Source organism: Micromonospora sp. NPDC000668 (genome assembly GCF_042897975.1).
In the GTDB taxonomy this organism is placed as follows: Bacteria; Actinomycetota; Actinomycetes; order Mycobacteriales; family Micromonosporaceae; genus Micromonospora.
Window position 1 is genome coordinate 403,294 of the sequence record NZ_JBIAYP010000006.1, and the last position, 17,614, is coordinate 420,907.

The window sequence follows — 17,614 nt, forward strand, 5'->3', positions numbered from 1 at the left end:
CCATCCTGAGGCCAGCCTGTCGGCCCGACTGGACCGTGAACCAACCCGCGCTGGGTCAGCCGAGCCAGCGGCCGTCGCGCAGGAGGACTCGTCCCTGCAACTCGTTCGCCTCCCGCCAGGCCTGGATGCGCCGCGGTCGGATCAGGAAGTACTGGTAGGGCTCGTCGGATTCGCGCGGGTCGAAGCCGGTCCTGGTGGCGAACGCGTGGCCCAGGTCCGGGTCGAGGTCGGCGATGTCCACCGGCTCGGCGGTGCCGTCGACGATGACGACGTCGCGCGTCGGCCCCAGGCTGAGTCGCACCCGGCCATCCGCCAGCAGGTTGCGGCTGGTGACCGAGGTGCGCGGCGTCGAAATGAGGAACGCGGTCCCGTCCCAGAGGTACGACAGCGGAATGAGGTGGACGCCGACCGGGGAGCCTGACGTCGCGACCCAGAGATCGATCTCGCTCTCCAGTTTCGCGCGGGTGTCCCGCAGTCTCTCCGCAAAGCCACGCGGCGGCGCGCCCGTCATGCTTTCTCCATTCACTCGTGCGGCCATCTCGTGATCGGCAGACAGCAGTGCCACATCAGGGCGTGGTTGCCAGCGACGCGGCCTCCCACGCGAACCCGTCCGGGTCGGTGAAGTGCCCGGCACTGCCGCCGATCATGAGCCGGTGCGATCCAGTGCCGTCGGGAGCGACGCCGAGGTCCTTGGCAAGGGCACGGCGCCGGTACAGCGCCAGCTTGACCGGACTCGACCCAGCGGCGAACTCGACGTACATGCGGGCAAAGCTCTTGGCCACGGTAAGGCCGTGCTCGACGTAGAACCGCTTGCTCGCGGCCACGTCCGCCACTCCCAGCAGGAGCACCATCTCGTCGATCTGCCGGGTGTCCGGGCCGGTGTCCTTCTTCGCCGAGGTCGCGACCTTCCAGATCGTGCCGTCCGGGGCCTGTACGACACCGCCGTAGCCCCAGAGCGACTTCGCGGCAGGCTTCAGCGAGGTGGCACCGGCGTCCAGGGCAGCGCCGATGAGGCTGTTGACGGTGGCCGGCTGGGACACCGTGAGCGCCAGCGTGAACCCCCGGAAGCCGGTCGTCGGCGCCTCCGAGGCCCGCAGGCGTATCTGCGTGTCCAGACCGAAGGCAGTGGTGTAGAAGCGGTTGGCGGCCGTGGGGTCGGCCACGTCGAGGGTGACGGATTCGATGTTTGCCATGCCCATCACGCTAGGTGCGGCTCGGCGACCGGTGCTTCTTGATTCCTGACCGGTCTTGGGCCGCAACGGGACCGCTCAGCGAAGCTCCTGGATGCGGACCAGGTTGCCGGCGGGATCGCGGAAGGCGCAGTCGCGGATGCCGTACGGCTGCTCGGTCGGCTCCTGGACGACCTCGGCGTCGCTGGCCTGCACCTTTTCGAACGTACCGTCGAGGTCCCGGGTGGCCAGCAGGATCCAGCCGTAGGTGCCCTTGGCCATCATCTGGGTGATGGTCTGGCGCTCGTCGTCGGTGACGCCGGGGTCGGCGGCCGGTGGCGCCAGGAGGATGGACGTGCCGGGCTGGTCGACGGGGCCGACCGTGATCCACCGCATCGTGCCCTGTCCGACGTCGCTGCGGACCTCGAAGCCGAGGGCGTCGCGGTAGAAGGCCAGGGAGGCGTCCGGGTCGACATGCGGGAGGAAGCTCGTGTGAATGGTGATGTCCATGAAGATCATGCTAGGGGCGGCTCCCCGGCACGCGGCCTATTTCCCGTACGCCCCGCGCGCCTGGGCCACCTCGGCGGGCGGCGCGCTCACGCCAACGGCGTTGGGCCTCCCGGTTGCACGCGCGGCAGACCCGACGGTAACGGGCCGTGGCGTCGTCGAGCTTGCGGTCGTGGCGCGTCAGGCGGGCTGTTGAGAGGGCACGGGGTTCGGCTGCTCGGTGTCCTCCGGCTCCGGCCCCGACGGGCGTTCTTGGTGTACGGCGACGCCGGCGACGACCATCGCCACGCCGATGATCTCGGTGGCGGTGGGGATCTGGGTGAGCACGATGACGCCGATGACGGTGGCCGTGGCCGGCAGCAGTGACACCATCAGGGCGTAGGTGGCGCGGGGCAGGCGGGCCATGGCGAGTTGGTCGCTGACGTACGGGATGACCGACGAACAGACGCCCACGCCGGCGGCGGCAGCCAGCGCGACGGGGTCGAGGAAGGCTGACGCGGCTTGCCCGATGCCGATCGGCAGAGCGATCACCGCGGCGATCAGCATCGACAGGGCGAGGCCGTCGATGCCGGAGACGTGCGGGCTGCGGGCGACGCGGTGCCCGAGCACGATGTACAGCGCGAACAGCACGGCGTTGGCGACGGCGAAGCCGATGCCCAGCGGTTCGGCGACCAGACGCACGTCGGTGAGCAGATACACCCCGCCCACCGCGGCGCACAGCGCGGCGATGTTGCGGCGGGTCCGGGCGGCGAACGCGGCCAGCACGATGACCGGCAGGAACTCGATCGCGGCGACGGTGCCCAGCGGGAGCCGGTCGATGGCCAGGTAGAACACGCTGTTCATCACCGCCAGCACGGCCGCCCACCCGACCAGCAGCCACCGGGTAGGCCGGTCCAGGCGCTGCCACAGCCGCCACGGCCGCCGCCACACCGCAAACACCGCAGCGGCGGTCGCGATCCGCAGCCACGCCACCCCGAGCACGTCGATGCGCGCGAACAGCAGCACCGCCAGCGCCGGCCCGAGGTAGTGGAACACCGCGCTGACCACGAAGTACGCGTGCGGCGGCACCCGACCTGCCAGCCGTACCACCGGCGCCTGACCGCCACGAGCCGAACCGTTCTCCGCCATGCCTCTATTCTCGAAAGAGATACGGCACAGGACCATGCCGGATCGAAAGTGGAGGGCAGCAGATATGGCCTTAGGGGAAGACAAGAGGCCTTCTGGCTTTCTTGAGGGAAAGTCGCTGCTTGACGCGACGAACCGGCGGCTGCTCGACGTGCTGAGCGCCGATCCCCGCGCGACCGCCGCCGAGCTGGCCCGCCGGGTCGGCATGTCCGCACCCGCCGTCCGCGAGCGCCTCGCCCGGCTCGAGCAGGCCGGCGTCATCCGCGGCTACCGCCTCGACATCGACCCCGCCGCGATCGGCCTGCCCGTCGCCGCCTGGGTGCGCATTCGACCCGGCCCCGGCCAACTACCCAAAATCGCCGAACTCGCCGCCCGCACCCCACAGGTCAGCGAGTGTCACCGCATTTCCGGCGAGGACTGCTTCCTGCTCAAGATTCACGTACCCGCCATCGAAGACCTCGAAGCCGTACTCGACCAGTTCCTGCTCCATGGCCAGACCCACAGCTCCTTCGTCGTGGCCACACCCGTACCACCACGTAACCCCACCACGGGACGATAAGCAGCAGCCGCCTGGAGCAGGAGTGGCTAGGTCCGGACGTACGCCCCGCGGGCCTGGGCCACCTCGGCGGCCTGGCGTTCCCGCCACCGGCGCTGGCTGTCCCGGTTGCAGGCGCGACACGTCCGTCGGTACCGCCCCGTCGACTCGTCGACCTCGCGGTCGTGCCCGTTGCGGCAGGTCGGCGCCTGCGCGCGCGTACGGCAGTTGTCCGCATGACTGACCTGCCGTAGGTGAGTGGGCTCGACGCAGTCTGGGGCGTCGCAGAGGTGGTCGACGTCCAGGGCCGGGTCGTAGCCTCCGACGAAGGCGGCGTAGGCCGCGATGTGTGCCCAGGCCCGGCCCGCCACCTTCTGGTAGACGCCGCGCTCGGCGCCGTATCCACGGATGATCAGGCAGCCGTCGTCCTGTCGGACCGAACGCTCCAGGAGATAGTGGCGGAGAGTGTCCTCAGTGAAGTGTCGTGACAGACCGTTGACCCTGCTGAGCACGCCGTCACTCTAGTCCAGGGCCCGCGTGCCGGGCGTCCGCCGTACCTCGGTGAGACCGAAGCGGGCCGCCTGTTCGGGCAGGTCCACGTCGGTGTCGTCGGCGACGTCCGCACAGGGGACCAGCCGCACCGCGTCACCCTGTGCCCGCAGATAGTCCCGCGCGCCCCGGTCGCCGGTGGCCGCCGCGGCCACGCCGGCCCAGTGGTGCCGGCCGAGCAGCACCGGATGTCCGCGGCGACCGTCCTGGTAGGTGGCCACCGTGAGGGAGTCGGCGGTGGCGTCACGGGCCACCCGGCGTACCGCCTCGGGGGTGAGGCCGGGCATGTCGACCAGGGTGACCACGGCGGCCACGGCGGTGCCGGACGTCAGGGCGGACAGCCCGGCCCGCAGGGACGAGCCCATGCCCGTCGTCCAGTCGTCGTTGAGCACCACGCCGGGCAGCCGCGTGCTGGCGCGGACCCGGTCGGCCTGCGCGCCGAGCACCACCACGACCGGCCGGCAGTCGGCGGCCGTGAGGATCGCCGCGGCGTGCTCCACCAGGAGTCGCCCCCGGTAGGACAGGAGGGCCTTCGGCGTGCCGAACCGGCGGCCGGCGCCGGCCGCGAGGAGCAGTCCCGCCGTAGCCATGCGCCGAGCGTAGCCCGCTGCTGCGGGCCGGCCGGTCACCCGCCGGAACCCGAGATCGGGGAGAGCTGGGGGTGATCCGGCCGGCCGGGACGGCTAACATGCATCTCGTATCTGCTGTCACGTATTTCGGGTGAGGTGCCGGATGACACCGGACGAGACGTCGGCGTGGCAACGATTCTGCCCGCTGCCGCCGACCCGCGTCGCGCTACGCGGCTGGCTGACAGCGCCGGCGTCCCGCACCGAACCGGACCCAGTTCGGCCAGCTGATCGGTGCGAACCAGGCGGTCGCCCACCCGTTGGCCGAGAGCTACGGGCAGGTCGAGGCCGCCCGGCCGCTGTCGTACCGGGCGGTGCTCACGGCCAGCGTGGCCGCCCGCGAGGCCGCGATGACCGCCTGCGAGGTGGCCATCCAGACCTACGGCGGCAGTGGCTTCACCTGGGAGCAGCCGCTGCACCACTGGTACCGCCGGGCGTGGTGGCTGGCCACCTTCGACGGCACGGTCGCCGACGCCCGGGCCGAGCTGGCCGGACTGCTGCTGGACGGTTGACCCCGCCGGCCGCGCGCGGGATCAGCCGGGGGTGGTCAGGACGACCCGGGTCGGTAGGAGCCGAAGCTCCACAGGTTGCCCTCGGCGTCGCGGATCGAGTAGCCCTGGCCGCCGTAGTCCTCGTCGCGGAGCTTCTGCACGACCTCGGCGCCGGCGGCGACGACCCGCTCGTAGTGCGCTGCCACGTCGTCGAGCACCACATAGGTCGCGCCGGGCCCGGTGTCCAGAACGAGCCGGCCGTCGCTGCCGTCCGTCTGCGAACCGAGCATGACCATGCCGCTGCCCCAGGTCAGCTGCGCGTGACTGATGGAGTCGTCCGGGCCGGGGACGACCAGCTCCGCGCGGAAACCGACGACGTTGACCAGCCACCGGATGGCGGCCGGAGCGTCGCGGTAGCGCAGGGTGGGGATGACTTCCGGACCTCTACTCATACACGAGAGTCTAATGAAGAAACCCGGATAGCACATGTGATGCGTCCTGGCATGTCGTGTGTTCGGCTACGCTGAGCCCATGCGTCGCTACGACTACGTCATCGTCGGCGCGGGTGCGGCGGGCGCGGTGCTGGCGGCCCGCCTGAGCGAGGACGCGGCCCGGTCCGTGCTGCTGCTGGAGGCCGGCCCCGACCTCGTCGGAGCAGCCGTGCCCGAGGCGTTGCGCACCGGCTCGGTGGAGGCAGAGGACGGCTTCGACTGGGACCTGCGGGCGACCGTCGTCGCCGGGCGGGACGCGCCGCTGCGGCGCGGCCGGGTGGTCGGTGGCTCCACGCAGATCAACGACCGGGGCGCCATGCGGGCCCTGGCCGCCGACTTCGTCGGGTGGGGTGCCCTCGGCCTGCCGGAGTGGGACTGGCCGGCGGTGCTGCCGGCGTTTCGCCGGCTGGAGGCCGACCAGCAGTTCGGCGACCGCGACTACCACGGCGCCGACGGTCCCGTCCCGATCACCCGCTGGTCGCGCGGTGAGCTGACACCGGCGATGGACGGCTTCCTGCAGGCCGCGCTCGGCCTGGGCCACGACTACCAGGAGGACATGAACGCCCCCGACGCCGTCGGCATCGGGATGTATCCGCAGAACCGGCACGACCGGCTGCGGATGTCCACCGCCCTCACCCACCTCGACCCGGCCCGGTGCCGGTCCAATCTGGTCGTCTGGGGCGACGCCGAGGTCGACCGCGTGCTGCTGGCCGACGGGCAGGCGGTGGGCGTGCAGGTCGCGGGGGAGACCATCGGCGCAGGCGAGGTCGTCCTCTGCGCCGGCTCTCCGTACAGCCCGGCCCTGCTGCTGCGTTCGGGGATCGGCCCCGCCGACGAGCTGCGCGCCGCCGGGATCACGCCGCTGATCGACCTGCCGGGCGTGGGCACCGACGTGATCGACCAGCCCGGCGCGATCATCCTGGTGGTGCCCGACCCGGAGACGGTGGGCGGCGACTGGCCGCGTACCCAGCTCATCGCGCGGCTCGCCGGCATTCCGGGCCACGAGGCCGACCAGGCGTTCTACCTGAGCCTGTTTACCGGGATGAGCACCTCCCGTGGCGCCGGCGCGGGTCTGGACCGGATCATCGGCGCCGACCAGGTCAACACCGTGATGATCGGCGACATGGCGATGGCGTCGCGGGGTCGGATCTCGGTGCGCGGCACCGGCGGGACGGCCCCGCCCGTGGTCGACCTCGGCTTCTACTCCGCCGACGGTGACCTCGCCCGGATGCGCGACGCGTACCGGCACGCGTGGGAGATCGCCAACCAGGCCGCCTTCACCAAGACCGTCGCCCGGTTCGCGCTCGTCGACGACGCGGTCGTGGGCGACGACGAGCAGCTGGACCACATGTTGCGCGCCACCACGTACAGCCGGTTGAACCTGGTCGGCGGCGCGCGGATGGGCGCGGCGGACGACCCGGGCGCGGTCGTCGACGGCCGGTGCCGGGTGCGTGGCGTGGCCAACCTGCGGGTGGTGGATGCCTCCATCGTTCCGGTGCCGCTGCGCGCGCCCGCCGCGTTGACCAGCGTCATGATCGGCGAGCGCGGCGCCGAGCTGATCGCCGGTACGCCCCGCTAGCGGCGCAGCAGTGTCGACAGTGCCGCAGCGGGGTTGGCCACGATGGCCCGCGCGACGGTGACGTAGCCGTCGAGCAGCCGGAGGGCGTCCGTCGGCGCCAGCCGTGGCGTGTGGAACAGCACCACCCGCATCCCGTCCCCGCGCGGGGCGAGCGCCAGCTCGGTGCCGAAGCGGCTGCCGATCGCCTCCGGGACGAGCAACTCGAACTCGGTGTCGCCGGCCCGCACGCGGTGCGTCAGCTCGGCCATCATCTGGAACACCACGTCGTCGACCCGGCCGCCCAGGTTGGCGCTGCCGGTGGGCACGGCCTGGTAGGGCTGCTCCTGCTTGGCGAAGGCGGCGGCGGTCGTCGCGTGGGTCGCCTGTACCAGGGCAGCGAAGGTGGCGAACGGCGGCAGCCGGGTGCGCAGCACGACCATGTTGGCGCAGAAGCCGACGGTGCGTTGGCTCTCCGGCCGGCTCCGGTTGGCGAACAGCGAGGCGACGGCGAGGTCGCCCTGCCCGGTGACGCGGTGCAGGACGGCGTAGTAGACGGCCAGGGCCACGGTGAACAGCGTCGTGCGGTGTCGCCGGGCCAGGGCGCGCAGTCCGTCGGCGTTGACGGCGTCGAGATCCCGGGCCAGCACGCCGGGGTGGCTCCCGGTGGCGGCTCGCGGTACGGCAGGCGCGGCAGCCGCAGCCCGGTCAGCTGGTCGCGCCAGAACTCGCGTTGCCGGTCCAGTTCGGTGCCGGCCAGGCGATCCTCCTGCCAGGCCGGCAACGAACTGCGGGTACTGCCAGCGCATCGGGGGCAGCTCGGCGGGCGACCCGGCGTAGAGGATGCGCAGCTCCTCGAAGAGCGCCCCGCATGACCAGCCGTCGGTGACCAGGTGGTGCATGGTGAAGCAGGAGCGGATCGGCGAATACCACGCCGCCGGGGTCGAGCATCTGATCCTGTCCGGACAGCCGCACCTGGGGGAGGCGTGCTGGTTCGGCGAGGGGGTGCTGCCGCTCCTGCGGCACGACGGTCTCCTCGACGCCGAGGCCGCGCGGCCCCCGGAGCTGGCGGTGGGCCGATGACGCCATCCGTCACGGAACGGCCGATGACCGTGCTGATCGGCAATCCGAAGCCGCACTCCCGGACGCGGACCGTCGCTCTGGCCACCGCGGCGGCCCTGCATGCCCGGCTGACCCACTGCCCGAACCCGGTCGGCGCGCCGACGATGATCGACCTGTCCGAGCTGACGGCCGAGCTGGTCGGTCAGGGCAGCCGGCCGGAGACCCTCGACGAAGTGTTGGAGGCGGTACGCCGACCAGGGCTGCTACTGGTGGCCAGCCCCACGTTCAAGGCGGCTTACAGCGGCCTGCTGATGCTCTTCGTCGACGTGCTGCCCCGGGGCGCGCTCACCGGGGTGGTGGCCGTGCCGTTGATGACCGCAGCCCGGTCCGGTCACCGGCACGTCGTCGACACCTACCTGGGCGCCTTGTTGGCCGAGGCGGGTGCGTGCGTATCCGCGCCAGGTCTGTGCGTACTCGAGCGGGAATTCGACACGGCGGAGGTCGGCATCGAGCTGTGGGTGGACCGGGCGGCGCCTGCCGTGGCGGACGCGCTGGCCGACGTGCCCGACCCGGCGGCCGAGCCCGGCGTCAGCCGGCGTTGACCTCGGTGTCGTGCTTGCGGCGCATCCGGCTGATCCAGCCCTGCGCGGTGTGCACCGGGACGTCGAAGTGCTCGGCCACCCGGCTGATCGTGCTGACCTGCTCGTAGACCGCCTCCAGGTCCGCCGGGTCGGGTGCCCGGCGGTAGGCGCGCCCGGCCTTGAGCCGACTGAGCCGGTCCGGTTCGCCGGCCCGGCGGGCCGGGCGGGGCACGGCGGTGCTGGTCGCGGCGGTGATCTCGGGGACCGGCCCGACCGTCACGGCCGGGCGGGAGGCCGTTGGCAGGGCGCCGCCGACCGGGCGGATCTTCTTCCGGTCCTGCGGCGGGATGAAGGCGCGCAGCAGGGCGTCGAAGTCGACGTAGGGCAGCTCGCCGGTCAGGCCGGCGCTCTGTGGCGCCCGGACGGTGAGCTCCCGCACGACCGGGTGGCCGTTTCTGACCTCCAGACGGACGACGGTCTGCGCCACCGGGCCGGTGATCTCCTCACCGTCGTCCTGCACGGGCACGATGGTGATGATGTATTGACTCACGACGATGCCTTTCCTGCGCATCTCCGGTTGAGCCAGTGCGGCTTCCGGCCCGCCGGCCAGCCCTGTCGGGTTTGGCCGGTGGTGGGAGACAAAATATCAGATTCTGGCAGGCAGAAGGCGAGATATCCGACACTCGCCACGGGACGCCCATCCTTCATCTCCGTTTGATCGTGGGCATCACCAAACAAATCGGGTTCTCCGGGGGGTGGACCCCCGATCCTCGCCAGACCGTTGATGGTTGACTGCCCCGGAGACCAGCAGCGCCGCCAGCCCGGCCCGCGACGACCCCCCGGACTTGCGGAAGATGCGGTGAGGTGGGCCTCCACCGTCTTGACTGTCACGTACACCTGCTCCGCCGCCTCGGCGTTGCTGGCACCCCAGCGCGTGGTGCCAGGCCCTCGCTGGGGTCACGATCGCCGACCTCGCCCGCGACGTCGATGCCGACTCCGGCCCCGAGGCCCTGGCCGGCGTCCGCGACTGGCTCACCCGCGAGCAAAACGGCTGACCACGGTCAGCCGGTGTGGCGTACCTCGGTGTCCCAGATCTGCGCCCACGGACGCCGCAGCCCTCGGCACACGTAGATCGGGCCACCGTTCTCGTCGTTGTCCACCTCGACCCGCTGATCCACCCGTCCGCCGAGCACGCATGCGTCGAACCAGGCGGTCAGCGGGTCGGGGCGCTCCCAGCCGACGACGATCACCACGTTGGCGTCGGCGGGTGGCCGGCCGAAGTCGACCATGCTGTTGTGCCCGGAGTACGCGCGGGGCAGGTCACGGGTCGGGCCGTAGCGGGCCAGCGCTCCGGCCTCGCCGTAGTTGCCGGTAAGGATGACCGCCCGCGAACGCTCCTCGGGTGGCAGGCCACGATGGACGGTGGCGACCGAGTCGGCGAACGCCGGCCACCCGATGGTCTCGCCAGCGTCATAGTTGACGTCGAGCACGAAACCGGGCAGCCGGTCGGCCGGCAGCACCGGCAGCAGCAGCACGACGGTGGGCAGGAGGAACGGCACCGCGCCCAGCGCGAGCAGGCCCCGACGCAGCCTCAGTGCGCCACGCGACGCCCACGCGGCGGTGACCACCGCGCCGGCGGCGGTGAGCACCAGCAGCAGCGGCGCGTCGTAGTAGCCCTTGCCGCCGGCGAGCAGCACGATGCCGACGACGACCAGCCAGGCCCAGCCCACCGCCCGGTACGCCCGCCACTGGGGCCGGCGTAGCAGCGCGACGAGGCCGGCGATCCAGATCGGCACGGCGTACGGGCTGATGATGACGAACTGGAGGATGAGCGCGTCGAGGCGGCCACTGTAGGAGCTGTCACCGTCGGAGATCGAGGCGGCCACGCCGAGCTGCGGGAAACCGTGCGCCGCCTGCCAGATGAGGTTCGGCGCGGCCAGTAGCGCGGCGAGCCCGGCGGCGGCCAGCACCCACCGGTCGCGCAACAGCCGGCGTGGCCCGGCGATGGCCAGCCCGGCGATCAGGCCCACGGCCAGCAGCGCGGGCAGCACCTTGTTGAGCATGCCCACGCCGAGCGCCAGCCCGATGCCGAGTGCCCACCGGCTGTCGCCGGTGCGCAGCAGCCGCACCGCGCACAGCGCCGCGGCCAGCCAGGCCAGCAGGTCGACGGTGGTGGTGCTGAGCAGGTGGCCGCCGGCGAGCACGATGCCGGAGAACGCGGCGAGCACCGCCGCGAAGGTCTGCCCGCCCCGGCCGGCGCCCAACTCCCGGGCGATGGCGGCGACCAGCAGGACCGCTGCGCCGGCCAGCAGTGCCGATGGCGTACGCAGCACCACCAGGTTGCCCGGCGCGATGGTGTCGAGCAGCCGGGCAAGCGCCGGGACCAGTGGACCCTGGTCGACGTAGCCCCAGTCGAGGTGCCGGCCGCAGAGCAGGAAGTACAGCTCGTCGCGGTGGTAGCCGTAGCGGCCGGCGAGCAACAGCAGCGTCAGGCTGACCGCGCCGGCCACCAGCCACGGCCCCAGCGTGCGCGGGCCGGGCGACGGTGGCCCCGGCGGCGGGGACGTTGGGGCCGGATGCTGGGGGCGGTCGGTGGTGGCGGCGGCTTCGCTCACGCACACATCATCACCGATGGGCCGCCGTAGCACTGGCCCGCCGCGTGACTGCTGGGGTATCAGCGCCCGACCCGGCAGTGCGGGACCGATCCGGCGAGAGTTCCATCAGCCCGCCTGTTGTTGGCCAGGGCGACGTCAACGAATGCTCCGACGCTGACCTGCGCGGCGTCCGCCAGCAGGGCGATGAGCAGTAGTCGATGCTGAGTGTGCTCCGGTTCGTCGGGTACGTCGGTGGCCGGCGGTCGGTGACCATCAGGGAGCAGTGCGATCAGCAACTTCCTGTCCACTTTTGGTAGCCAGGCCTCAGAGTGGTCGACCTGCGCCTCCAGACGTGGCCACTGGTCCCGCCCGTCCGGGTCGAGTTCCTCGACGAGCAGCCCTGCGGTGTCCCTGAGGACCTGGTGCGCCCACGCGTGGGGCAGCCGCAGGAGGCGCCCGACGGACGTCTGGAACTGCCCGTGGTCCGTCCGGTTGGCCGCTCGTACCCCAGCCACCACGGCGTTCCACAGCTCCTGCTCTGCCGGTGTCGGCAGCTGCCACATCACCATCTCCTCTCCGTTTGCTGGGCTGGCGGAAGCCTGCTGGCCCGGACCTCGGCGGCACCTCGCCGTCGCGGTCGCGGCACCATGCCTTCTGTTTGGGGTGGCCGGCACGGGCCCGTAGGAGGCGAGACCCGTGCCGGCCGACGGTGATCACCCCCATCACCGTCTCCCGCCGGCGGCGGCTCAGCCGGACCCTGTCGATTCCCGGCCGTGCCGTCGCGGCGTGCTTTCGCGCCGAACAACACTCACGTCAGTACTGATCGGGGGTGTTCGTGGCGCACCTCTGGAACGTCCTGCTCATCGGCCGGGACGGCCCCCGAAGCCGGCTGCACCGTCCGATCTCGCCCTGTCGTTCGCGGCGGTCGGGGCCAGGGCAGCAAGCGAGGCGCTCGTCGGGCGCACCGGTTCGATGGGTCGGGACAGGACAGTGGGCAGGACGTGCTGAGGGCGACCTGGCAACCCATCGAAAGACATGTGAACAGCCACCGGTCGATGTTATGGGGAGCTTGTCGGTGTATGTCCTGATTCGAGAGACAGGCTCCGACGGATACTTCGCCATTCGCATATCCGGAAATATGGGCTGTCAAAGGTCGAACGGAACGATCGCGCGTCGAGTGGTGAAACGGGAGTAAGAGCGCGGAGGCTACCAAACCACGCACTCGGTGTCGCAAATGGGCGAACAGGACAAACGCGCCAGGGCTCCCTTACGGGCGGACGTGCCGCCTCCCTCTTGCCTCGGGTCCGGGTCCCGCAAGCGGCCGCCCCCGCCGTCAGGGTCAGGACGACGGTGGCAGGATCGGCCAGTTCGCTCGACCGGAAGGAAGACATGCGCTATCGCACTCTGGGCGCCACCGGCACGGTGGTGTCGACCCTGTGTCTGGGCACCATGACCTTCGGCGCGGAGACCGACGAGGCGGGCAGCTTCGCCCAGCTGGACCGGTTCGTCGAGGCCGGCGGCACCTTCATCGACACGGCTGACGTCTACTCCGCCGGCGTCTCCGAGGAGATCGTCGGCCGCTGGCTGCGGGCGCGGCCCGAGCTGCGCGAACGGCTCGTGATCGCCACCAAGGGACGGTTCCCGATGGGCCCCGGGGCGAACGACGCCGGCCTGTCCCGGGTACACCTCACCCGAGCCCTGGACGCCAGCCTCCGGCGACTCGGGGTCGAGGCCATCGACCTCTACCAGGCGCACGCCTGGGACCCGCTGACCCCGCTTCCGGAGACGCTGCGGTTCTTCGACGACGCGGTCCGCGCGGGCAAGATCCGCTACGCGGGGGTCAGCAACTTCACCGGTTGGCAGTTGCAGAAGGCTGCCCTGCTCACCCAGCACCTCAACCTCACCCCGATCGTGACCCTGCAGCCGCAGTACAACCTGCTGGCCCGGGAGATCGAGTTCGAACTGGTGCCGGTCTGCGAGAACGAGGGCATCGGCATCCTGCCGTGGTCACCGCTGGGCGGTGGCTGGCTGACCGGCAAGTACCAGCGCGACAGCGTCCCCACCGGTGCCAGCCGGCTCGGCGAGAACCCGCAGCGCGGCGTCGAGGCGTACGCGGGGCGCAACGCCGAGGAGCGCACGTGGCGGGTGATCGACGCGGTCACGCAGGTCGCGAAGGAACGTGGCGTGTCCATGTCGGCGGTGTCGCTCGCCTGGTTGGCGGCCCGACCGGCGGTCACCTCGGTGATCCTCGGTGCGCGGACCACGGCGCAGCTCGACGACAACCTGACCGCCGCTGACCTGATCCTCGACGCGGAGCAGACCCGGCTGCTGGACGAGGCGAGTGCCCCACTGGTGGGGGACTACCCGTACGGCCGGGCCGGTGTGCAGCAGCGCGGCCGCGAGCTGCCGACCACGTCCGCACAATGATCGCCTTCCCGGAGCCCACCGCCCCCGCCGGCAGCCGCACCGAGGTCTTCCTTCGCTACCTGGACTACTTCCGTGAGTCCACGGTGGCCAAGGTGTCGGCGCTGCCCGAGCCGGAGCTGCGGCGCAGCCGGCTGCCGTCGGGATGGACCCCGCTGGAACTGCTCAAGCACCTGCGCCACGTCGAGTTGCGCTGGATCGAGTGGGGCTTCCAGGGACGGGACGTCGCCGAGCCGTGGGGCGACCGCCGCGAGGACCGCTGGTACGTCGCCCCCGACGAGACCCGCGCGGACCTGGTCGCGGCGCTGCGGGCGCAGGGCGCGCACACCACGACGGTGGTGACCGCGCACGACCTGGCGGAGATCGGCGAGCCGGGCCCGCGCTGGAACGGCGCAGATCCGGCGTCGCTGGAGCGGGTGCTGTTCCATCTGGTCCAGGAGTACGCCCGCCACCTCGGCCACCTCGACGTGGTCACCGAACTCGCCGGTGGCCCGGCCGGAGAGTGAGTGAACCCGCCCCGATAATGGGCGAATGCCGCTGCTCGTCGCGCCCGCCATGCCCGCCGGGAGCCTCGGCGCCCAGACCCAACCCCACCTTCCGGTACGCCCCGGACTGGCGCTGCGGGGGTGGCGCGACGACGACGCCTCGGCGGTCCGGGCCGCCTTCGACTGTCCGGCGATCCAGCGGTGGCACGTCCGCCGCCTCGACGACGACGAGGCGAGGGCGTGGACGGCACAGTGGGCCGGCCGTTGGCGCGACGAGACGGCCGCCAGTTGGGCGATCGTCGACGCCGACGACCGACCGGTCGGTCAGGTGGGGTTGCGGGGCATGCTGCTGGCCGAGGCGTCGGCGCAGGTGTCGTACTGGGTCGTGCCCGCCGCGCGTGGTCGGGGAATCGCCACCGACGCGCTGCGGGCACTGACCCGGTGGAGTTTCACGCGGGCCGGTCTGCACCGGTTGGCACTGGAGCACTCGACCGCCAACGCGGCGTCGTGCCGAGTGGCGACCCGGGCCGGCTTCGCAGTGGAGGGCGTGCTCCGGGGGTCGGTTCGCCACACCGACGGCTGGCACGACATGCACCTGCACGCACGGCTACGCACCGACGGCCGGATCTGATCAGCGGACGCCAGCTAACGGGCCCCGCGCCCGGGTACGGTCCCGATCTAGTCGATGACCGGCGCGGATACCGTCGGCGACGCGTCATCCTCGTCGGCGCGTCGCATCGCCCGTGGCAATCGCAGCGCGACGATACCGGTAGCCACCAGGCCGCCGACACCCGCGATTATCAGGGTCACTGGGGCGGAGGTTGCGTCCAGCAGCAGGCCGCCGGCGATGTAGGACGTCGCGGCGGCGACCCCGATTGCGCCGTACAGATTGCCGAAGACCCTGCCGAGCATGCCCGCTGGAACCGTACGTTGTAGCAGCGTGCTGGAGGCGACGTCCATGGCAGCCAACCCCAACCCACGGACGGCCTGCAGGGCGATCGCGGCGGCGACGGCCCAGGCGAGCCCGGTCAGCAGGTTACCGACACTGCTGACAGCGAAGCCCAATATCAGCAGCAGCGGCATCGACGCCTGCGTGCCCCACCGGGACAACACGGCATAACCAGCCACAAGTCCGAGGCCGACCGCGCCCAGCAGAAGCCCGACCGCGGAATTGCCAACCTGAAAGGTGTCCCGGGCCAGCAGCACCAGCGCCACGTCATCGACCCCGTTGAAGGCGACCACCGCAGTGAAGCCAAGAAAGATGACCCGCACCGTCGGAACACGTAACAGATAGCCAATCCCCGCTTTGGCCTGTCGCAGCAAGGACGGCTGGCGCCCATCGCCGGTCGCCGCCGGGAGTGAGGGAAGCGTCGCGAGCAGCACGGCCGAGACCAGAAACGACACGGCGTCGACGAGCAGCAGACCACGCACTCCGACCAACGGGAACAGGGCCGCAGCGATCAGCGGGCCGACCGCCTCTGCTCCGTTGGAGCCGAACCCGACGGTGGAGTTGGCGGTCTCCAGGTCACGGTCACCAACCAGTGCAGGCACCGCCGCCCGAGACGCCGGTTGAAAGATCTGCGAGGCGGTGGCGCGGATCGCGACGAGGGCCAGCAGCACCGGCAGCGGAGGCAGGGTCAGCACAATTACCAGCAGGACCACAGCTTGGATGAGTTCGCAGACGACCATCAGCCGCCGGAGATCAAGCCGATCGGTGAGGGCGCCGGTGAAGGGACCCAACAGGGATGGGGCGAAATCTCCGACAAGCAACAGGAGGGAGATTGCCAACGCCTGGCCTGTCGTGTCGGCGACGTGGAGCATGAGCGCGACAAGGCTGAGTGAATCGCCTGCGTAAGAAACAACCCGTGCCGAGAAGAGGGCTCGGAAGGGCCCGTTGCGGCGAAGCAGCTGGGTTGGACGCAACGACTCAGCGCCTGCCGTGGCGGCCGCCGCGCCTGACATGTCGAATCTCCTCTATCGATGAGGGCTGAGGTGAGGCACCGTAATGCCGTCGCCAAACCGGCACGCTGAGCGCGGTGTCCAAACCGATGCGCGGGACGGGGTGAGCTGCGCGCGGTGCCGTTCACCGACCAGCCTGTGGCTGAAACGTAGTCATCTAAGCGTCGGTGAGCGCGTCATTAATGCCCGTCTGCACGAGCGGGGGTTGAGGCACTGCCGACGCCGGCGGGTTCGGCCGCTTGCGGTTGCGGGGCCGCGGGCCAGGTGAGCCGGCGTACGCCGGGGACGAGCGCGGTGCCGGCGCAGGCGGTCAGGACCAGCAGGCCGGCGATCGCCAGCGGTACGGGCGCGCCGAACGCGTCGGCGGCCAGCGGCGCCAAGGCGTAGCCCAGCGGCATCGCGCCCAGCGACACCAGCCAGTCGTACGAGGTGACTCGTGCCAGGACCTCGGGCGGGAACTGGTGCTGCACGACGGTCTCCCAGACCGGGTTGAGGTAACCGAGGGCGGTCAGCGCCACCCCGTAGGCGACGATCACCGCCGGGGCGGGCGCGGCGACGGCGAGCAGCAGCAGTGGTGCGGCGTAGCTGGCCAGCCCGAGGTTGGCCAGCAGCACCGGCCGGTGGAGCCGGACCCGCCCGGCCAGCAGCGAGCCGGTGAGCATGCCGATCGCGCCGGCCTGCAACAGCAGCACCCAGGTGGCCTCGCCGCCGAGGCGGTCGATGGCGATGGCCGGCCCGAGGGTCATCAGCACGGCGGCGGCGCCGTTCCACATGCCGTGCCCGATCAGGCTGGTCCAGAACCAGTCGCGGGCGCGTACCTCGCCGAAGCCGTGCCGCAGGTCGGCGAGGACGGAACGGCGGGGTACCGGCACATGCCGGACCCGGACGAACGCGAGCAGCGTGGCGCTGAGCGCGAACGACGCGCTGTCGATGACGAACGCCCAGCCGGGGCCGGCGGCCCAGATCAGCAGGCCGGCCAGCGCCGGGCCGGCGAGCCGGCTGGTGTTGGCGGTGATCCCCATCAGGGCGTTGGCGCGCTGCCGGGCGGCCGGTTCGACGGTGCCGGCGACCAGCGGGGAGGCGGTCGGCATGGCGAACGCCGAGGCGGTGCCACCGAGCGCCGAGGCCACCACGATGGTGCTCAGCGACGGGTCGCCGCCGAGCAGCTCCACACCGACCGCGAGCTGGGTCGCGCAGCGGACCAGGTCGGCCACCAGGGCGACCCGGCGGGCGTCGAACCGGTCGGCGACGACGCCGCCGAGGGGCAGCAGGAGCAGCCGGGGAACCATGGCCGCGGCGAGGACGACCGCGAGCGCACTGGTGGAGCCGGTGGCCCGCAGCACGGCCAGGGCCAGGGCGGCGGGCACCACGGCGTCACCGACCGAGGAGACGGTCCGGCCCAGGAACAGCAGCCGGAAGGAGCTGACGCGCAGAGGGTTGGTCACCACCGCAAGGTACTTC

At 71.6% G+C, this 17,614-nt stretch carries 19 protein-coding genes and 2 pseudogenes; 8 read left to right on the forward strand and 13 right to left on the reverse strand.

Annotation, left to right across the window (positions count from 1 at the left end; all coding sequences use genetic code 11):
• Nucleotides 1-55: 55 nt before the first annotated feature.
• From ACFY29_RS29400 to ACFY29_RS29415, 4 genes are all read right to left on the reverse strand, one after another.
• On the reverse strand, nt 56-565 hold the full coding sequence (locus ACFY29_RS29400) for a pyridoxamine 5'-phosphate oxidase family protein (protein ID WP_386991361.1): 510 nt from the start codon (nt 563-565) through the stop codon (nt 56-58).
• Nucleotide 566: 1 nt separating this feature from the next.
• Nucleotides 567-1,193, reverse strand: a complete 627-nt coding sequence (locus ACFY29_RS29405; protein ID WP_386991362.1) for a glyoxalase — start codon at nt 1,191-1,193, stop codon at nt 567-569.
• A 75-nt stretch (nt 1,194-1,268) separates the two neighbouring features.
• A complete protein-coding gene (locus tag ACFY29_RS29410; protein WP_328416709.1) occupies nt 1,269-1,679 on the reverse strand; it encodes a VOC family protein in 411 nt (136 codons plus the stop codon).
• A gap of 177 nt (nt 1,680-1,856) precedes the next feature.
• Nucleotides 1,857-2,804 (reverse strand): DMT family transporter, encoded by a 948-nt coding sequence (locus ACFY29_RS29415; RefSeq protein ID WP_386991363.1) that lies wholly within the window; start codon nt 2,802-2,804, stop codon nt 1,857-1,859.
• A 64-nt stretch (nt 2,805-2,868) separates the two neighbouring features.
• On the opposite strand from ACFY29_RS29415, the gene ACFY29_RS29420 reads away from it, so the two are divergent.
• Nucleotides 2,869-3,360, forward strand: coding sequence for an Lrp/AsnC family transcriptional regulator (locus ACFY29_RS29420; RefSeq protein ID WP_386991567.1), 492 nt, complete (start codon nt 2,869-2,871; stop codon nt 3,358-3,360).
• Nucleotides 3,361-3,386: 26 nt separating this feature from the next.
• Here the strand turns inward: ACFY29_RS29420 and ACFY29_RS29425 are convergent, their stop codons facing one another.
• A complete protein-coding gene (locus ACFY29_RS29425; RefSeq protein WP_386991364.1) occupies nt 3,387-3,848 on the reverse strand; it encodes an HNH endonuclease in 462 nt (153 codons plus the stop codon).
• A 9-nt stretch (nt 3,849-3,857) separates the two neighbouring features.
• Entirely contained in the window at nt 3,858-4,475 is a 618-nt protein-coding gene (locus ACFY29_RS29430; protein ID WP_386991366.1) for an NTP transferase domain-containing protein, read from the reverse strand.
• 251 nt (nt 4,476-4,726) lie between these two features.
• Here ACFY29_RS29430 and ACFY29_RS29435 point away from each other — a divergent pair.
• Nucleotides 4,727-5,023 (forward strand): annotated as a pseudogene (locus tag ACFY29_RS29435) (acyl-CoA dehydrogenase family protein); the annotation flags it as partial.
• A 35-nt stretch (nt 5,024-5,058) separates the two neighbouring features.
• Here ACFY29_RS29435 and ACFY29_RS29440 read toward each other — a convergent pair.
• The gene (locus tag ACFY29_RS29440; protein ID WP_386991368.1) at nt 5,059-5,454 is read right to left on the reverse strand and encodes a VOC family protein; all 396 of its coding nucleotides are present in this window, start codon (nt 5,452-5,454) and stop codon (nt 5,059-5,061) included.
• Between the two features lie 79 nt (nt 5,455-5,533).
• On the opposite strand from ACFY29_RS29440, the gene ACFY29_RS29445 reads away from it, so the two are divergent.
• Nucleotides 5,534-7,072: a GMC family oxidoreductase gene (locus ACFY29_RS29445; RefSeq protein WP_386991369.1), complete on the forward strand. Its 1,539-nt coding sequence runs from the start codon at nt 5,534-5,536 to the stop codon at nt 7,070-7,072.
• Here the strand turns inward: ACFY29_RS29445 and ACFY29_RS29450 are convergent.
• Nucleotides 7,069-7,950: a condensation domain-containing protein gene (locus ACFY29_RS29450; RefSeq protein ID WP_386991370.1), complete on the reverse strand. Its 882-nt coding sequence runs from the start codon at nt 7,948-7,950 to the stop codon at nt 7,069-7,071. The two genes, ACFY29_RS29445 and ACFY29_RS29450, sit on opposite strands and share 4 nt — an antisense overlap.
• 10 nt (nt 7,951-7,960) lie before the next feature.
• Here ACFY29_RS29450 and ACFY29_RS29455 point away from each other — a divergent pair.
• Together ACFY29_RS29455 and ACFY29_RS29460 are read left to right on the forward strand one after the other, a co-directional pair.
• A pseudogene (locus ACFY29_RS29455) lies at nt 7,961-8,131 on the forward strand (alkanesulfonate monooxygenase); the annotation flags it as partial.
• 23 nt (nt 8,132-8,154) lie between these two features.
• Complete coding sequence (locus ACFY29_RS29460) at nt 8,155-8,712, forward strand: NAD(P)H-dependent oxidoreductase (RefSeq protein WP_386991371.1); 558 nt, start codon at nt 8,155-8,157, stop codon at nt 8,710-8,712.
• Here the strand turns inward: ACFY29_RS29460 and ACFY29_RS29465 are convergent.
• The 3 genes from ACFY29_RS29465 to ACFY29_RS29475 form a co-directional block, all read right to left on the reverse strand.
• On the reverse strand, nt 8,699-9,241 hold the full coding sequence (locus ACFY29_RS29465) for a hypothetical protein (protein WP_386991372.1): 543 nt from the start codon (nt 9,239-9,241) through the stop codon (nt 8,699-8,701). The two genes, ACFY29_RS29460 and ACFY29_RS29465, sit on opposite strands and share 14 nt — an antisense overlap.
• 511 nt (nt 9,242-9,752) lie before the next feature.
• A complete protein-coding gene (locus tag ACFY29_RS29470; RefSeq protein ID WP_386991373.1) occupies nt 9,753-11,306 on the reverse strand; it encodes a glycosyltransferase family 39 protein in 1,554 nt (517 codons plus the stop codon).
• A gap of 59 nt (nt 11,307-11,365) precedes the next feature.
• Nucleotides 11,366-11,854: a hypothetical protein gene (locus tag ACFY29_RS29475; protein WP_386991374.1), complete on the reverse strand. Its 489-nt coding sequence runs from the start codon at nt 11,852-11,854 to the stop codon at nt 11,366-11,368.
• Between the two features lie 820 nt (nt 11,855-12,674).
• Between ACFY29_RS29475 and ACFY29_RS29480 the strand changes: the two genes are divergently transcribed.
• From ACFY29_RS29480 to ACFY29_RS29490, 3 genes are read left to right on the forward strand one after another with little or no spacing between them, the layout of a single operon-like run.
• Nucleotides 12,675-13,712: an aldo/keto reductase gene (locus ACFY29_RS29480; RefSeq protein ID WP_386991375.1), complete on the forward strand. Its 1,038-nt coding sequence runs from the start codon at nt 12,675-12,677 to the stop codon at nt 13,710-13,712.
• Nucleotides 13,709-14,215, forward strand: coding sequence for a DinB family protein (locus ACFY29_RS29485; RefSeq protein ID WP_386991377.1), 507 nt, complete (start codon nt 13,709-13,711; stop codon nt 14,213-14,215). The genes ACFY29_RS29480 and ACFY29_RS29485 overlap by 4 nt, the downstream gene beginning before the upstream one ends.
• A gap of 25 nt (nt 14,216-14,240) precedes the next feature.
• Nucleotides 14,241-14,825 (forward strand): GNAT family N-acetyltransferase, encoded by a 585-nt coding sequence (locus tag ACFY29_RS29490; RefSeq protein ID WP_386991378.1) that lies wholly within the window; start codon nt 14,241-14,243, stop codon nt 14,823-14,825.
• A 47-nt stretch (nt 14,826-14,872) separates the two neighbouring features.
• On the opposite strand, the gene ACFY29_RS29495 is transcribed toward ACFY29_RS29490, so the two are convergent.
• On the reverse strand, nt 14,873-16,156 hold the full coding sequence (locus ACFY29_RS29495) for an MFS transporter (protein ID WP_386991379.1): 1,284 nt from the start codon (nt 16,154-16,156) through the stop codon (nt 14,873-14,875).
• 176 nt (nt 16,157-16,332) lie between these two features.
• Complete coding sequence (locus ACFY29_RS29500; RefSeq protein WP_355604430.1) at nt 16,333-17,598, reverse strand: MFS transporter; 1,266 nt, start codon at nt 17,596-17,598, stop codon at nt 16,333-16,335.
• Nucleotides 17,599-17,614: the final 16 nt, after the last annotated feature.

Coding starts and splice junctions, on each gene's coding strand:
- ACFY29_RS29460 (WP_386991371.1), top strand. CDS start 8,155: ATGACCGTGCTGATCGGCAATCCGAAGCCGCACTCCCGGACGCGGACC.
- ACFY29_RS29405 (WP_386991362.1), bottom strand. CDS start 1,193: ATGGCAAACATCGAATCCGTCACCCTCGACGTGGCCGACCCCACGGCC.
- ACFY29_RS29480 (WP_386991375.1), top strand. CDS start 12,675: ATGCGCTATCGCACTCTGGGCGCCACCGGCACGGTGGTGTCGACCCTG.
- ACFY29_RS29420 (WP_386991567.1), top strand. CDS start 2,869: ATGGCCTTAGGGGAAGACAAGAGGCCTTCTGGCTTTCTTGAGGGAAAG.
- ACFY29_RS29475 (WP_386991374.1), bottom strand. CDS start 11,854: ATGGTGATGTGGCAGCTGCCGACACCGGCAGAGCAGGAGCTGTGGAAC.
- ACFY29_RS29490 (WP_386991378.1), top strand. CDS start 14,241: ATGCCGCTGCTCGTCGCGCCCGCCATGCCCGCCGGGAGCCTCGGCGCC.
- ACFY29_RS29485 (WP_386991377.1), top strand. CDS start 13,709: ATGATCGCCTTCCCGGAGCCCACCGCCCCCGCCGGCAGCCGCACCGAG.
- ACFY29_RS29445 (WP_386991369.1), top strand. CDS start 5,534: ATGCGTCGCTACGACTACGTCATCGTCGGCGCGGGTGCGGCGGGCGCG.
- ACFY29_RS29440 (WP_386991368.1), bottom strand. CDS start 5,454: ATGAGTAGAGGTCCGGAAGTCATCCCCACCCTGCGCTACCGCGACGCT.
- ACFY29_RS29415 (WP_386991363.1), bottom strand. CDS start 2,804: ATGGCGGAGAACGGTTCGGCTCGTGGCGGTCAGGCGCCGGTGGTACGG.
- ACFY29_RS29410 (WP_328416709.1), bottom strand. CDS start 1,679: ATGGACATCACCATTCACACGAGCTTCCTCCCGCATGTCGACCCGGAC.
- ACFY29_RS29450 (WP_386991370.1), bottom strand. CDS start 7,950: ATGCACCACCTGGTCACCGACGGCTGGTCATGCGGGGCGCTCTTCGAG.
- ACFY29_RS29430 (WP_386991366.1), bottom strand. CDS start 4,475: ATGGCTACGGCGGGACTGCTCCTCGCGGCCGGCGCCGGCCGCCGGTTC.
- ACFY29_RS29495 (WP_386991379.1), bottom strand. CDS start 16,156: ATGTCAGGCGCGGCGGCCGCCACGGCAGGCGCTGAGTCGTTGCGTCCA.